Here is a 15,066-nt window from a genome sequence, read left to right as displayed (position 1 = left end):
ACCGGCGGCGGTCAGATCTGCGCCAGGCGCTTCACGCCGGCCAGGTCGAGGAAGTTGCCCAAGAGTTCGTGGCCGCATTCGGTGGCGATGCTCTCGGGGTGGAACTGCACGCCGTGGATCGGCCGGGTCCGATGCTGGACGCCCATGATCTCGCCGTCCTCGGTGCGGGCGGTGACCTCGAGAACCTGCGGCAGAACGTCCTTTTCCACCGACAGGCTGTGATAACGCGTCGCCGTGAAAGGGTTCTTCAAGCCTTTGAAGACACCCGTGTCGGTGTGATGGATAAGGCTGGTTTTCCCATGCATCAGGGCGCGGGCGCGGACGACCTCGCCGCCGAACGCCTGGCCGATGGCCTGGTGGCCCAGGCAGACGCCGAGGATCGGCAGGGATTCCGGCGCCTCGCCGATGAGCTGGAGACAGATGCCGGCTTCGTTCGGGGTGCATGGTCCCGGGCTGAGCAGGACGGCCTCCGGCCGAAGACCCAACGCCTCGTGGACGGAGATCGCATCATTGCGATGGACAACCGTCTCCGCCCCCAACTCGTTCAGGTAGTGGACGAGGTTGTAGGTGAAGCTGTCGTAGTTATCGACGACGAGGATCATTGGGGTTCCATAGACGATTTCCAGCCGAAGTGGACTCCGCTTCGGCGTGCGCCGTCGTCAAATAAGGGTTCCAGGGACGCTTTCGAAGGGAATGCGCCATGGGGCTTTGCGGCGGAAGGCGCCTGGCGGGATGCTGCGGACATGTCCATGAGCGATTCGGCTCTCGATCCCCGGGAAGTGGCGCGCGCGCGTTCGCTGTTGAAGAGCCCTGTGCGTCGGGATCCGATGTGGCCGGCGCTGCTGGCGGCCACGGCGCTGGCGGTGACGTCGGTCGTGTTCGCCACGGTGATGGTGCTGGCCCCGCCGGTGCAGACCGAACACACGGCCCAGGGCGCGCCGGAGTAAGGGGCGGGCGACGCCCTGCGCGCCGCAGGCGCTGTCATGATCTGAACCACGAAATACACGAAATACACGAACAGGCACGAGGCGGCCCGCGGGCGGCGGGAGCCGGCTCGCTTTCGTGTATTTCGTGGTTTGGATTGAGGGCGCTTCGCGCGGGCGGCGCGTCAGCCGGAGGGGCGCCAGGGCGGTTTCGCGGGACGCGCCGAGGTGTGATCCGTGGCCATGGGCCGCAGGCCGGCGGTGAAGGCGCGGGCGGCGGCGTTGCCGGCGGCGATATCTTCGGGTGTGGCGGGCTCGGGGTCGGGGAAGAAGGTGGGGTCCGGCAGATCCCGCCAGCGTTGGGCGTAGTCGTCGGGGAGGCCCAGGGCCTTGCAGACGCGGCGGATGACGGCGTCGACGTCGTCCACGATCCAGTCGGGCTTCTCGTTCCAGTCGTCCACTTCGCGGTCGAAGCGGTGACACCAGTCGGTGTGGAGCTGCTCGTCGCCATCCGCGGCGGCGGAGATCACCCGCTCGACGGCGTCCTGCACCTGCGCGGTGCGCTCATCGACGGCCTGGTCATGGAGATCTCGTGCGGAACGGCGCGGCGCCTCGCGTTCGGCCTTGGCGCGGTCGGCCCTCAGCTTGCTGAGCAGGGCGAGCGTCTGGCGCAGCGAACGGGTCAGGCGGGTGTAGGCGCGGGCCAGGTCGGAGAGTTCGGCCGTGTCTTCGGTGGCGAGCGCCTTCTGCTGCACATGGCGGGCGAAGGCGAAGTCCATGCGGGCCGTCTGGGCCAGCAGCTGGTCCTCTTCGAAGATGTCGGGCGCGGGCTCGGACATGATCGCGAGTGGAACACGGCCCTACGACAAAAGCGGTCGTAGGTGGGTTTTTCGTTCGCACTTTCTTGGATCGTCATGGCCGGGCTTGTCCCGGCCACCCAGAAGCGCCGCCGTTTCCGGAGAGGGCGCGGGCGGGGAGTACGGTGCGCCTTGCTGCGCGCGCCTCGTATCTGGGTGGCCGGGACAGGCCCGGCCATGACGTTCTCCGGGGGGGTGAAGCGCGTGGCGCCCAAACCGGGATGACAGGGCTTGAGCGGCGGGCCAACTTGGCGACAAAGAGCGTGAGGGCAGGTTGTGAAGCGGGTTCTGTTGGGGGTCGGGGCGGTGGCGCTGCTGGTCGGCGCGGCGTGCGCGCAGGAGGCGGCCAAGCCGCAGGACACCGAACAGTGGGCGCCGAAACCGCCCGTGGTGACGCCGGGCGCGACGGATGCGGCGGCGCCCTCGGACGCCGTCGTCCTGTTCGACGGCAAGGACCTGAGCGAATGGGTCTCGACCCGCGACAAGGGACCGGCCGGGTGGAAGGTGGAGGGCGGGCTGCTGACCGTGAACAAGCTCAGCGGCAACATCGAAACCAAGCGGTCGTTCCGGAACTATCAGCTGCACCTGGAGTGGCGCGTGCCGGCCGGGACGACCGGGTCGGGGCAGGCGCGGGGCAACAGCGGGGTGTTCCTGGCGTCGACCGGCGGCGGCGACAACGGCTACGAGATCCAGATCCTCGACAGCTTCGAGAACGAGACCTACGTCAACGGGCAGGCGGCCAGCATCTACAAGCAGGCCCCGCCGCTGGCGAACGCCATGCGCAGGCCCGGCGAGTGGCAGACCTACGACGTGATCTGGACGGCGCCCGTGTTCGATGCGGCGGGGAAGGTGACGTCTCCGGCGCGGGTGACCGCAATCCACAACGGCGTGGTGGTGCAGAACAATTTCGTCCTGACCGGCGAGACCCGCTACATCGGCAAGCCGCAATACAAGTCCCACGGCGCCTCGCCGATCAAGCTGCAGGCGCATGGGGATCCCAGCCCGGCGATCAGCTTCCGGAACATCTGGGTGAGGGAATTGCCGTAGCTATCTCTGGGAGATTTAGAGTCAGTCGACGGTCCCGCATCGGCGAACTCTGACGTCTGGGATGCGGTTCGCTCGTGCCATGTTATAGGCAGGCAATGCTGGAGACAGTCGACGCCCTTGGCCTGAAGTTTTACGTCCTTCCAAACGATGACACGATCAGCGCGGCGCTTCGTGACAGCGGAGAGTTTGCCAAGCCGGAATCCGATCTAATCCGAGACTACATGACCGCCGTCGGGCATGGCGTCTTGATCGATGTTGGCGCCAATTTGGGCGCGATTAGCTTGCCAGTCGCCAAAGCATGCCCCCAGTCGATGATCCTGGCGATCGAGGCCAATCGCAGCATGGCCGGGGTCCTGGTGGCTAATGTTCACCTCAATGGCCTCGGGAACGTCGAAGTCTATCACGCAGCTGCTGGCAGGGATCGCGGTCTCACTCGATTCCCCGATCCGACCCTCCAGTCCTCCGGCAACCTGGGCGCCATCCACGCACAAACGCCGGTGCGGCGCATGACACCGACGCGCCTCCTCAAGCTTGACGAGTTCGCGACGGCGGATGTGCGCTTCGTCAAAATCGACGTGGAAGGGCATGAGCCTGACGTGCTGCGGGGCGCGAGCCGTCTTCTCAACGAGGTTCGTCCCGTCTTCTTGATCGAGGCAAATCCAAGCGGCCCCCGTCGCGCGGAATCTGCCCAGATCTTGCTCGATGCAGGTTATGAATTGTTCTGGTTCTTTGCGCCCTTCCGCACTCCAACGTCAGAGCGGCGGGTGCCATCCGCGAACGATGACGGAGACATGAATTACCTGGCTTTGCCGCCGGGGGTTCCGCGGCTCTGGGACCTTCCTCGCGCTCACACGGCTGAGGACGAGCGCCCCGCTGGGTTCAGGTCCTACCCCTACATGGCGAGATACGGCTTCTAGCGTCCGATCAGCGGTTCGCCGATCCATCCATAACTCCGCCTAGCCGCCTACACGAACCGCCAGGCCTCCACGGCCGCGTCTCTCAGCGCGCGGGCTTTGTGCAGGGTTTCGTCGTACTCCGCGTCCGGGTCGCTGTCGGCCACGACGCCGCCGCCGGCCTGGACGTACATGGTCCCGTCCTTGAACAGGGCCGTGCGCAGGATGATGCAGGTGTCGACCGAGCCGTCCGAGCCGAAGTAGCCCGCCGCGCCGGCGTAGCCGATGCCGCGCTTCTCGATCTCGAGTTCGTCGATGATTTCCATGGCCCGGACCTTGGGCGCGCCCGAGAGCGTGCCGGCGGGGAGGGCGGCCATGACCACGTCCACCGGGTCCAGGCCGTCGGGCGCGTCGCCCTCGACGTTGGAGACCAGGTGCATGACGCGGGCGTAGCGCTCGACGAAGAAGCTGTCGGTGACCCGGACGCGGGGCCTGCGGGTGGGCTGCGGCGGCTCGTTGGCGCCCGCCTGCTTCAGCATGGCGACGCGGCCGACGTCGTTGCGGCCCAGGTCGAGCAGCATCAGGTGCTCGGCGCGCTCCTTGGGGTCGTTGATCAGCTCTTCCTCGAGGCGGCGGTCCTCCTCGGGCGTCGCGCCGCGCGGACGGGTGCCGGCGATCGGGCGGATGGTGATCTTGCCGTCCCGCAGGCGGACCAGGATCTCAGGGCTGGAGCCCGCCAGCTGGAAGTCGCCGAAGTTCAGGAAGAACAGGAACGGCGAGGGGTTGGAGCGGCGCAGCGAGCGGTACAGCGCGAACGGGTCGTGCGCGAAGGGCGCGCGGAAGCGGTGGCTGGGCACTACCTGGAAGATGTCGCCGGCGCGGATGTAGTCCTTCGCCCGCTCGACGATGGCCCGGTAGTCCTCGCGGCTGACCGGGGTGGTGAAGCGGTCGGGCTCGGGCTGGGCGTCGCCCTTCAGCGGCGGCGCGGGCTTGCGGAAATCCGCGGCCACGGCCTGCAGGCGCGCCTGGGCGGCGGCGTAGGCGTCGGCGGCCGATGAACCGCCCGGGCGGACGGGCGTGACCAGCAGGATCTCCTGGGCGATGGCGTCGAAGATCGCGATGATCGAGGGCCGCGCCAGGACGCCGTCGGGCAGGCCCAGCGGGTCGGGATTGATGTCGGGCAGCTTCTCGACCAGCCGGATCGTGTCGTAGCCCAGCGCGCCGAACACGCCGGCGGCCATGGGCGGCAGGCCCGGTGGCAGCTCGATACGCGAGGCGGCCAGCAGGTCGCGCAAGGAGTCCAGTGCGCCGCCGTTCTGGGCGGTGAAGCGGCCCGCCGCGATGTCGGCGCCGGTGGCGATCTCGGCCTGGTCGCCGCGGCAGCGCCAGACGAGGTCAGGGTTCAGGGTGATGATCGAATAGCGGGCGCGGAAGGCCCCGCCCTCGACCGACTCGAAGAGGAAGGCGTACGGCTTGCCGTGGCCGATCTTCAGGAAGGCCGAGACCGGAGTTTCCAGGTCGTCGATCAGGCGGGTCCAGACGACCTGGGGCGCGCCGGCTTCGTAGGACGATCGAAAGGCGTCGAACGGAGGCTCGGACGTCACTTCTTCTTCTCCGCCGCGGCCCCGGCCTTCGCCTCGGGCTTGAGGGGCTCGAAGCCGATGGCCGCGCGGGCGCGGTCACGGTCGACCTTCACCTTCAGCTTGCTGCGCGCATAGGTCTGGGCGGCTTCGCCCATCTCGCGGAACAGCACCTGGGAGAGCTCGGGGCGGGCCATCTCGGACAGGCGCGCGGCCGTGGGGCCGCCCTCCATGCGGATGTTGTCCACGCGGCCGACGACGATCCCGTTCGGGGCGCCGGCGGTCCAGACCTCGCCGGGCTTGGCGGCCAGCGCGCGGCCGATGACTTCGCGGCCCAGGGCCTGCTGCTGCTGGGCGGTCTGGCGGGTCAGCCCCGGCACGCGGCTGACGGTGAGGCCGGCCGAGGCGGCGACGGCCTCGAGGGTCTCGCCCTTGCGGATGCGCTCGCTCAGGCCCGCGGCCTTGGCTTCGAGGGCCCGGACCAGCTCACGCTGGATCCAGAACTGGGTGACCATCGGGCGGACCTCGGCCAGCGGCGGCACATGGGCGGCCACGACGCGGTCGACCTTCACGGCGAAATAGGCGCCGTCGCCCAGGTCGGTGATGTCGCTCTCGGCGCCGGTGGGCAGGGCGAAGGCGGTCTCGAGGATCTTGGGCGGCAGGCCCTGCAGCTGGCGGCCCTGGGCGTCGACGCCCTGCGCCGAGATCGGGCCCAGCGGGGTGACCGTGACGCCGGCCTTCTTGGCGGCCGAGGCGAGGTCGCCGCCGGCCTTGATGGCGTCGTCGAACGCCTGGGTCTGGGCGTAGACTTTCTCGGCGACCATGTCCTTGCGGATCTCGGCTTCGAGCATCGGACGGGCTTCGTCCAGGCTGACTTCGCGGCCGGGGGTGATCGCATTCACGCGGACGACGGCCAGGCCCAGGTCGCCCTGGACGGTCGCGGGCTGGCCGGCGGGCAGGCGGAAGGCGGCCTGGCCGACCTTGCGGTCGCTGATCGCCGACATCGGCTTGGCGTCGTAGACGACCGCGTCCACGCCCAGCGACTTGGCGACGGCCGCCGGGGCCTCGCCGCGGGCCAGGCGGGCGGTGACCTGCTGGGCCGACGCCTGGTCCTTCACGGGGATCTGCACGAGGCTGCGGACCTCAGGCGTCGAGAGCGTGTCCTTGCGGAACTGGTAGCGCTTCTGCAGCTCGGCCGGGTCGATCGGGGCCGAGGCCTGGGCCTGGACCCCGGCGGGCGTGAACAGCACGACCGACAGGACGCGGGTCTCGGGGACGGTCAGGCGGTCCTTGTTCTCGTTGATGACGCTCTGCAGCTGGGCGTCAGTGGGCGCCGCCGGGGTCGGCACGCTGCTGGGGGCGAGGGTCACGAAGGCGAGGTCGCGGGCTTCCAGGCCGTAGATGGCGGCCAGGGCGCCGTAGCTGCGCGGGGCGGAGAGGCCGTTCTGAACCGCGACGGCCCAGTGCTGGGTCGCCATCTGGTCGCGCAGGCCCGCGTCGAAGTTCTCGGGCGTCATGCCGTTTTCACGCAGGCGCGCCTCGAAGGTCTTCTTGTCGAACTTGCCGGTGATGGGGTCGAAGAAGGCCTGGATCTTCTGAATCTGGTCGAGGATCAGCTTGTCGCCGGGCTTCACGCCGGCCTTCGAGAGCACCTCGGAAAAGGCCTCGCGGGTGGCGACGCCGTTCAGCACCGTGGCGTCGAGGTTGTTCTGCTCGGCGAGCTCGCGGGTGACCTGCTGGCCGCTCTCCTGCTCGATGCGCTTCTTGTAGTTGTCGTACTCGCGCGCGAAGTCCTGAGACGTGAGGACGCGCGAGCCCGCCTTGATCACCTGATCGCCGGTGAACATCGCCGAGCCGCCCTGCTGGGCGCCCCAGCCCACGAAGCTGATCGCCAGGATGATGAGCAGAATCCGGGCGGGCCAGGATTTGGCGAACTGGCGGATGGAAGCGAGCATTCGGGTCCTTTCCCCGCGACACAGCGCGAGCTAGCGGGCCGGTATAGTGGAGGGGGGTTCCGTGGGGCAAGCACGTGACAGCAGCCGCGGCATGGCTTAACCGCGGCGCTCTCTCCTCAAGAGCAAGGGTTCGAGATGACCGCGCCGCAGCCGCTGATCGCCGGGAACTGGAAGATGAACGGGCTGGGAGCCTCGCTGGAGGAGGCCCGCGCCGTCGCCGCGGGCCTGGGCGACGCGCCCGCGCGGGTGGCGATCTGTCCGCCGTCGATCCTGATCCACCGCCTGGCGACCGCCCTGAGCGGGGGGCCGGTCCTGGTCGGCGGGCAGGACCATCACTGGGACGACGCGGGCGCGTTCACGGGCGACGTGTCGGCCGAAATGCTGGCCGACGCCGGCGCGAGCCTGGTGATCCTGGGCCACTCCGAGCGGCGGGCCGGGTATCGCGAGACGGATGAGCTGGTGGCGACGAAGGTGAAGGCGGCGCTCAAGTTCGGCCTGGAGCCCATCGTCTGCGTCGGCGAGACCCTGGACGAGCGCAAGGCGGGCAAGGCGCTGGAGATCGTGACGGGGCAGGTGCGGGGCTCGCTGCCCTCCGAGCTGGCCGGCAAGGCGTTCTCGGTGGCCTACGAGCCGGTCTGGGCGATCGGCACGGGGCTGACGCCCACGACTCCGGAGATCGAAGAGGTCCACCGGGCGATCCGCGCGTCCCTGGTCGAGATGTTCGGCGACGCCGGCAAGCGCGTGCCGATCCTGTACGGCGGCTCGGTGAAGCCCGGCAACTCCGCCGAAATCCTGCACGCCGACGAGGTCGGCGGCGCGCTGGTGGGCGGCGCCTCGCTGAAGGCGGCCGATTTCCTGGGGATCATCCGGGCGCTGTAAGCGCAGGAACCACGAAATACACGAAATACAGGCCGGCATGCTCTCCGGCCGGCCCGATACGCTCCTGCTCGCAGATGAAGTGTTTCGCATTCAGGGCGCCGTGTTCGAAGTGTACCGCGCCAAGGGCGCGGGTTTCCTGGAGGCCGTCTACCAGGAATGCCTGGAGATCGAATTCGAGTTCCGAGGCATTCCACTCCTGGCGCAGCGGCCGCTCCGGCTTGAACACAGAGGGCGAGAACTGCGCACGCGATATGCGCCCGACTTCATCTGCTTCGAGCAGATCATCGTCGAACTGAAGGCCGTGCGCGAAATCGCGCCCGAGCACCGGGCGCAGTTGATCAACTACCTCCGAGCAACAGGTCTCAGGCTCGGCCTGCTCGTCAACTTCGGGTCGCCGAACAAGGCCGAGATCGCGCGGATCGCCCTCTGAGCCTTTCGTGTATTTCGTGTATTTCGTGGTTCCCCAATATCTCTGGCGGGCCCTACCCAGCGCGCCGCGGTAGACGCCGCCTTGTCACGGCAACAGGCCGAAGAGGCGGCAGTCGCGGCGTTCGCCGGCCCGCAGGATGTGGCCCCTGAGCAGGCCCTCCTCGGTGAAGCCTAGTTTCTGGAGCAGGGCTTCGGAGCGGCGGTTGCCCAGGTGCGTGCGCGCGGTCAGCTTGCGGATCCCGCCGCTGGCGGCGAAGGCGACGACCGTGGTCATGGCTTCCAGCGCATAGCCCTGGCCCCAGGCCTCGCGGCCCAGCATGAAGCCCACCTCGGCGCGGCGATGCCACAGGTCGATCTCGGAGAGGTCGCAACTGCCCAGGAAGGCGCCGCCGTCGAGGGTCCGCATCGCCCAGTACAGCGCCCGGCCGGCGGCCATCGCGTCGACCTGGCTCTGGACGATCGTCGCGACGAGGTCGGGATCGTCGACCTCGGGCAGGTCCCAGTAGGCCATGACCTCGGGGTCGCCCATGATCGGGAAGAGGTCATCGGCGTCGCCGGCGAGCAGGGGCTCCAGCCGCAGCCGCTCGGTCTCCAGGATCGGAAGCCGCTCAAAATCGAACATCGTCCACCCAGCCCCGCACCCATTGCCTCCTGGGTGCGACGCACTAGCTATGGCTTTGGCGCGGGCTCGGTGATAGAGCGCGCGCTTCATTTCGGCTGGGTGTGGCCGCCCAGGCTCACCTTGCCCGCACGGGATAGACCGCAATGCTCCTGAACCTCCTGCTCGTGATCGAGGTCATCGTCGCCCTGTTCCTGGTGGTGGTGGTGCTGTTGCAGCGTTCGGAGGGCGGCGGCCTGGTGAGCGGCGGCACGGGCTCGCTGATGTCGGTGCGCGGCGCCGGCGACCTGATGACCCGGATCACCTGGATTCTGGGCGCCACGTTCTTCGTGCTGGGCCTGCTGCTGACCATCGTCGCGGGTCGCGAGCGCGGCTCGGCCTCGGTCGTCGACCGCATGAAGGTCAACGCGATCAACCCCGCCGACCTGAACCGCGAAGTCCCGCAACCTCCGGCCGGCACCGCCCAGCCCGGCCCCGCCGGCTCGGCCCCGGCGCCGCTCCAGGCCCCGACGCCCACGATTCAGAGCCCGTTCGGCCAGCTGCCCGCCGCGCAACCCGCGCCGGCCGCGCCTGCGCCCGCCGAGCCGGCCAAGAAGTAGGAAGAAGCCTGGGGATAGCGGCGAAACGCGCGGCGAACTGTGCCCGAATCACCGCTAATCTGAACGCCCATGGCCCGGTACATCTTCATCACCGGCGGCGTGGTCTCCTCCCTGGGAAAAGGTCTCGCGTCCGCCGCTCTCGGCGCGCTTCTTCAGGCGCGAGGCTACAAGGTCCGCCTTCGTAAGCTCGACCCGTATCTCAACGTGGATCCGGGCACGATGAGCCCGACCCAGCACGGCGAGGTGTTCGTCACCGACGACGGCGCCGAGACCGACCTGGACCTCGGCCACTACGAGCGGTTCACGGGCGTCAACGCCACGCGGGCCGACAACATCACGACCGGCCAGATCTACAAGAAGATCATCGAGAAGGAGCGCCGGGGCGACTACCTGGGCGCGACCGTGCAGGTGATCCCGCATGTGACCGGCGAGATCAAAGACTTCGTGCTGTCGGATCCGGGCGAGGGCGTCGACTTCGTCCTGGTCGAGGTGGGCGGCACGGTGGGCGACATCGAGGGCCTGCCGTTCTTCGAGGCGATCCGCCAGCTGGGCCAGGAGCTGCCCCGCGGCCATGCGTGCTTCATCCACCTGACCCTGCTGCCGTTCATCAAGACGGCGGGCGAGATGAAGACCAAGCCGACGCAGCACTCGGTGAAGGAGCTGCGCTCGATCGGCATCCAGCCCGACATCCTGCTCTGCCGCTGCGAGATGCCGATCCCCGAGAGCGAGCGGAAGAAGCTGGGCCTGTTCTGCAACGTGCGCCCAAGCGCCGTGATCCAGGCGATGGATTCCGACAACATCTATGCCGTGCCGCTGGACTATCACGCCCAAGGCCTGGACGCCGAGGTGCTGGACGTCTTCGGCCTGGCCGAGAAAGCTCCCGCGCCCGACCTGACGAAGTGGCAGGAGATCTCCCACCGCCTGAGCCATCCCGACGGCGAGGTGAACATCGCCATCGTCGGCAAGTACACGGCCCTGACCGACGCCTACAAATCGCTGATTGAGGCGCTGGTCCACGGCGGCGTGGCGAACAACGTCCGCGTGAAGTTCGACTGGATCGAGGGCGAGGTCTTCGAGAAGGAAGAGGCCCTGATCGCCGAGCGGCTGAACAGCGTGCACGGCGTGCTGGTGCCGGGCGCGTTCGGCGAGCGCGGCTCGGAGGGCATGATCCGTTCGGTGCAGTTCGCCCGTGAGCACGAGGTGCCGTACTTCGGCATCTGCTTCGGCATGCAGATGGCGATGATCGAGGCGGCGCGGAACCTGGCCGGCATCAAGCAGGCCTCGTCCACCGAGTTCGGCCCGACGTCCGAGCCCATCGTCGGCCTGATGACAGAGTGGGTGCGCGGCAACGAGAAGGAAGTGCGCTCGGAGGGCGGCGAGCTGGGCGGCACCATGCGGTGCGGCGCCTACGAGGCCGTCCTGACGCCTGGCAGCCGGGTGGCTGAAATCTACGGCGCGTCCAACATCTCGGAACGCCACCGCCACCGGTACGAGGTGAACATCGCCTACCGCGAGGCGATCGAGAAGACGGGCCTGAAGTTCACCGGCCTGTCGCCCGACGGCGTCCTGCCCGAGCTGTGCGAACGATCCGACCACCCCTGGTTCGTGGGCGTCCAGTTCCACCCGGAACTGAAGAGCCGCCCCTTCGACGTCCATCCGCTGTTCCAGAGCTTCGTTGGCGCGGCGAAGGAGCGGAGCCGCCTCGTCTAGGGCGGGCGGATCCTGCGCCACGCCGGCGCCCGACTTTCCGTAGCGGAATGGGTCGCGCCGCCGCATAGTCGGCGGTGGAATCGCAAGGGTCCGACGATGACCGCCAGCGCGAACGCACCGGGGAGGGATGCCGAGGAGTCAACGCGACTGGCTTGCCTGATCGCGGGCTCGCGCTTCGTTCTGCGGACCGTGGCGTCCCGGCGACACACGGGCGGCGGGGACTCGACCGACGCGGTCATCGTGGCGGCCGTGGTCCAGGCGAACGTCAGACGCGCGCTCGACACCGGGGCGTACGATACGTTCGACGAACCGGTGCCAGCGGACCTGAGAGAGCCCGCGTCGGTGCCGATGCTCGCGGCGCGCACGGGCCTGCCCAGGGAAACCGTCCGCCGCCGGCTGGAAGCGCTGGTCGCTCGCAAGCGCTGCGTCCGGTCCTACGGCGGGTACGTCGTTCCTGTGGAACTGATGAGTGGGCCCGAGCGTCGCGCACTGGCCATCGAAGCCTACGAAGCGCTCCGACGGCTTACAGCCGATGTCCAAAGGGCGGGGCTCGATGTCGGCGCCTCCTCGGTCGTGGAGGCGATCCTCCGCCCAATCGATCCGGTCAGTCCCGTTCGCGTGGTCAATCGCGCCACCGCCGCTTTCGCCATCGACTTTCTACGCGAGGTCTCGCGCCTCACCGGAAGCCATGAAGCCGCATTGATCTACCTCGCGCTGCTGGAGGCGGTGAAGTCCGACGGCACGCCACGTCGGCTGACCTTCCTGGGTCTCGCCCAGTCCATGGAAAGGCCCCTCGAGAGCACGAGACGCCGCGCGATGGTGCTGGTCGAGAGGGGCCTCGCCGAGCGTGATGAGGAGGGGTTCAAGGTGCGGCGTGATTTCGCGACCTCCGCGGACGTGCGCGGCCTCGCCGTTTCGTGTGCGAACCATATGCGGGCGATGTATGCGAGCATCGCAAGCGTCGCGGCGGGCGCGTTCAGGACTTAGTCCCGGCCAATCCGCTCCCATTCGGCCTCCAAGACGCGCCAGGCGTGGCGCACGAAGCCGCGGGTCGCCGCCCTGGGCGTACGGCGCCCCTGTTCGCCCATTAGGGGAGACCGAGTTGACAGTCGCCCGTTGAGCTTCGCTGTTAGCCGAACCCCTTCGGCGTACGAGGAGATCAGCCGTGGCGACCTACAACTTCTCGACCATCACGGCGATGCAGGCGATGGCCATCACCGCCGCCGACACGCTGATCCTGGATCAGGGGACGGGCGCGACGACGACCGTGCTGTTCAGCTCGTCGGACGTCACCAGCATCATGGTCGGCGACCGGGTCGTGATGTTCGGGACGGCGATCGCCCAGGCGACCAAGACCTTCACTGATGGCGGCGTGCTGTTCATTGGCGGGCCCGGGAATGACCAGGCGACCACGGGGGCGGGCGGCGACGGCCTGTACGGCGGGGCTTCCGCAGACACCCTGAACGGCGGCGACGGCGTGAACCTGCTGCAGGGCAACCAGGGCAACGACAGCCTGACGGGCGGCGCCGCCTTTGACGTCATCTATGGCGGCCAGGACGATGACCGCATCGTCGTCGGCGCGAGCCCGAACCCGGGCGGGAGCAACTTCGGCCAGGGCAATCGGGGCAACGACACACTCTCGGGCTCCGGGACCGACAACGACACCCTGTTGGGCGGCCAGGGCAACGACGTGATCAACATCACCGACCCCGGCACGCCCCGGGATCTCGGGCTGCTGGACAACCGCCAGGGCTTCTCGGGCGGCGGCAACGACTTCCTGAACGGCAACCTGGGCAACGACACGATCTTCGGCGGCGAGGGCAACGACACCATCCTGGGCGAGGACGGCGACGACTTCCTGCAGGACGGCGGGGGCTCGAACACCCTGATCGGCGGGAACGGCAACGACACGATGATCGCGCGGGCGAACAACACGATCGACGGCGGGGCCGGGAACGACGTCGTGGGCTTCGATGTCGGCCAGTACAACATCCAACTGGGCGACGGCGATGACATGTGTGTCGCGCTGGACCTGGTGGTGGCCGGTTCCGCGACGGTCGATGGCGGCGCCGGCAACGACGAGATCACCGGAACCGGGGGTTCGGATACGATCCTGGGCGGCGTCGGGCTCGACACGATCGACGGCGGGCAGGGGGCCGACACGGTTTCGGGGGGCGCGGGCGCCGATCAGTTCCAGTTCTTCCAGAGCGCGGTTCCGACCACGGCGTCGGGACTGGATCGCATCACCGATTGGGCCAGCGAGGACCGGCTGTTCTTCGCCGACGGCAGCAATGCGCCGGCGGGGGCCGGAACGGCCGGGAACTATGTGGAGTCGACGCAGGCCGACTACGCGGCGGCGCTGAGCTTCGCGAACGGGCAGATCGCGAACGGGCAGAACTATGTGGCCGTGCAGGTGGGCGCCGATGTGATCGTGTTCGCCGACAGCGCCAGCAACAACGGCAGCGCGGATTCGGCGGTCATGCTGGTGGGCCGCACGCTGGCCGACATCGCCTTCGACGATTTCGAGTAGCGTCAGCCGTCCCCCGCCCGCACGCGGCTGGACGCCGCCGCCAGCGAGGGGTCGCCACGGCCGGGCGGCGGACGGCGGGGCAGGGTGACGCCCTCGGCCCGCAACAGGCGGCGCAGGGTGGACGGTTCGGCATAGCCGACCTGATGGGACACGGCCTCGAGGGACGCCCGTGTCGTGGCCATGAGCTCGAGCGCGCGCTCGATCCGCAGCCGCTGCAGGAAGCGGACGGGGGACAGCCCCGTCGCGCTTTCGACGCGCCGGGCGAAGGTCCGCGGCGCCATCCCGACGGCGGCGGACAGGTCTTCGACCCGAATACCCTCATGCAGCCGTGAGCGCGCCCAGCCCTCGGCCTGCGCCACGTGGACATCGCTCGCGGCCAGCAGGCTGATGGCCATGTAGGGCAGCTGCGAGCGGCGCTCGTCTACGACGAGGTAGCGGGCGCAGTCCGCCGCGATGTCGGCGCCGGCGTGTCGGGCCACCAGGGCCAGCATCAGGTCGAGCTGGGCCATCGCGGCCCCCGCCGTGGTCACCGTCCCGTCGCGCACGACCAGGGGCGCGGTGTCCAGGCGCACGTTCGGGAACATCCGGCGGAAGGCGGGGGCCAGCCACCAAGAGGTGGTGGCGCGTCGGCCCTCCAGCAGTCCCGCCCGGGCGACCAGGAACACGCCCGAGCACGACGCCGCGATCTCGGAGCCGCTGGCCGCGGCCTCCGTGAGTGTGCGGCAGGCCGCAACCAGTTCCGGTCTGGCCAGACCCTCGTTCACGGCCGCTTCGCTCGCCAGGGCCAAGCCAGGCACGATCACGAGCCCCGCCGGGCCGCGTGGCGCGGGTTCGTGTACGCCTGCGAAGGCGATGGCGGCCAGGGCTGCGTCCCCCGTCGCGCGGACGGCGAAGGCGGGGTCGCGACGCCGGCCCCGCAGGATGCTATTGGCGGTCGACAGGACCTCGAAGGTGATCGCGACGCTGGAGGGCGAAGCGCCGGCAGGCGTGAGGACGTCCACGATCATCTTGGCCGAAAATCCCTGAAGGGTGTCATTTACGACAC

At 68.9% G+C, this 15,066-nt stretch carries 15 protein-coding genes; 9 read left to right on the top strand and 6 right to left on the bottom strand.

Translation table 11 applies throughout. The features are described 5' to 3' along the window. Window positions 1–11 precede the first annotated feature (11 nt). Window positions 12–602, bottom strand: coding sequence for an anthranilate synthase component II (locus ACQ66R_RS01350; RefSeq protein ID WP_293361731.1), 591 nt, complete (start codon window positions 600–602; stop codon window positions 12–14). A gap of 147 nt (window positions 603–749) precedes the next feature. Here ACQ66R_RS01350 and ACQ66R_RS01345 point away from each other — a divergent pair, with 147 nt between their 5' ends. Beyond that, a complete protein-coding gene (locus ACQ66R_RS01345) occupies window positions 750–947 on the top strand; it encodes a hypothetical protein (RefSeq protein WP_430418544.1) in 198 nt (65 codons plus the stop codon). Between the two features lie 161 nt (window positions 948–1,108). Here ACQ66R_RS01345 and ACQ66R_RS01340 read toward each other — a convergent pair whose 3' ends face one another. Further along, window positions 1,109–1,762, bottom strand: a complete 654-nt coding sequence (locus tag ACQ66R_RS01340) for a hypothetical protein (RefSeq protein ID WP_430418543.1) — start codon at window positions 1,760–1,762, stop codon at window positions 1,109–1,111. Window positions 1,763–2,056: 294 nt separating this feature from the next. Here ACQ66R_RS01340 and ACQ66R_RS01335 point away from each other — a divergent pair, with 294 nt between their 5' ends. Both ACQ66R_RS01335 and ACQ66R_RS01330 read left to right on the top strand, forming a co-directional pair. After that, the gene (locus tag ACQ66R_RS01335) at window positions 2,057–2,827 is read left to right on the top strand and encodes a 3-keto-disaccharide hydrolase (protein WP_430418541.1); all 771 of its coding nucleotides are present in this window, start codon (window positions 2,057–2,059) and stop codon (window positions 2,825–2,827) included. A 95-nt stretch (window positions 2,828–2,922) separates the two neighbouring features. Then, entirely contained in the window at window positions 2,923–3,744 is an 822-nt protein-coding gene (locus tag ACQ66R_RS01330) for an FkbM family methyltransferase (protein ID WP_430418539.1), read from the top strand. Window positions 3,745–3,791: 47 nt separating this feature from the next. Here ACQ66R_RS01330 and trpE read toward each other — a convergent pair whose 3' ends face one another. Continuing rightward, window positions 3,792–5,324 (bottom strand): anthranilate synthase component I, encoded by a 1,533-nt coding sequence (trpE, locus tag ACQ66R_RS01325; RefSeq protein ID WP_430418537.1) that lies wholly within the window; start codon window positions 5,322–5,324, stop codon window positions 3,792–3,794. Further along, on the bottom strand, window positions 5,321–7,255 hold the full coding sequence (locus tag ACQ66R_RS01320) for a SurA N-terminal domain-containing protein (RefSeq protein ID WP_430418536.1): 1,935 nt from the start codon (window positions 7,253–7,255) through the stop codon (window positions 5,321–5,323). The genes trpE and ACQ66R_RS01320 overlap by 4 nt, the downstream gene beginning before the upstream one ends. A 135-nt stretch (window positions 7,256–7,390) precedes the next feature. Here ACQ66R_RS01320 and tpiA point away from each other — a divergent pair, with 135 nt between their 5' ends. Further along, window positions 7,391–8,134, top strand: coding sequence for a triose-phosphate isomerase (tpiA, locus tag ACQ66R_RS01315; protein WP_430418534.1), 744 nt, complete (start codon window positions 7,391–7,393; stop codon window positions 8,132–8,134). A gap of 37 nt (window positions 8,135–8,171) precedes the next feature. Next, on the top strand, window positions 8,172–8,564 hold the full coding sequence (locus ACQ66R_RS01310; protein ID WP_430418532.1) for a GxxExxY protein: 393 nt from the start codon (window positions 8,172–8,174) through the stop codon (window positions 8,562–8,564). An 84-nt stretch (window positions 8,565–8,648) separates the two neighbouring features. Here the strand turns inward: ACQ66R_RS01310 and ACQ66R_RS01305 are convergent, their stop codons facing one another. Beyond that, window positions 8,649–9,185: a GNAT family N-acetyltransferase gene (locus tag ACQ66R_RS01305; protein WP_430418531.1), complete on the bottom strand. Its 537-nt coding sequence runs from the start codon at window positions 9,183–9,185 to the stop codon at window positions 8,649–8,651. A 143-nt stretch (window positions 9,186–9,328) separates the two neighbouring features. Here ACQ66R_RS01305 and secG point away from each other — a divergent pair, with 143 nt between their 5' ends. The 4 genes from secG (at window position 9,329) to ACQ66R_RS01285 (ending at window position 14,021) form a co-directional block, all read left to right on the top strand. Then, window positions 9,329–9,781: a preprotein translocase subunit SecG gene (gene secG, locus ACQ66R_RS01300; RefSeq protein ID WP_293359807.1), complete on the top strand. Its 453-nt coding sequence runs from the start codon at window positions 9,329–9,331 to the stop codon at window positions 9,779–9,781. A 69-nt stretch (window positions 9,782–9,850) separates the two neighbouring features. Further along, window positions 9,851–11,491 carry a CTP synthase gene (locus ACQ66R_RS01295; protein ID WP_430418530.1) on the top strand — a complete coding sequence of 547 codons (1,641 nt, stop codon included), beginning with the start codon at window positions 9,851–9,853 and terminating at the stop codon, window positions 11,489–11,491. Window positions 11,492–11,587: 96 nt separating this feature from the next. Then, entirely contained in the window at window positions 11,588–12,478 is an 891-nt protein-coding gene (locus ACQ66R_RS01290) for a hypothetical protein (protein ID WP_430418529.1), read from the top strand. A gap of 178 nt (window positions 12,479–12,656) precedes the next feature. After that, complete coding sequence (locus tag ACQ66R_RS01285; protein ID WP_430418528.1) at window positions 12,657–14,021, top strand: calcium-binding protein; 1,365 nt, start codon at window positions 12,657–12,659, stop codon at window positions 14,019–14,021. Window positions 14,022–14,023: 2 nt separating this feature from the next. On the opposite strand, the gene ACQ66R_RS01280 is transcribed toward ACQ66R_RS01285, so the two are convergent. Further along, the gene (locus tag ACQ66R_RS01280) at window positions 14,024–15,028 is read right to left on the bottom strand and encodes a GlxA family transcriptional regulator (RefSeq protein WP_430418527.1); all 1,005 of its coding nucleotides are present in this window, start codon (window positions 15,026–15,028) and stop codon (window positions 14,024–14,026) included. Between the last annotated feature and the right edge of the window lie 38 nt (window positions 15,029–15,066).

It is taken from the genome of Phenylobacterium sp. (assembly GCF_965284355.1).
In the GTDB taxonomy this organism is placed as follows: Bacteria; Pseudomonadota; Alphaproteobacteria; order Caulobacterales; family Caulobacteraceae; genus Phenylobacterium.
Note: the sequence above shows the minus strand (reverse complement) of the source record. Positions and strands in the feature narration are given on the sequence as shown.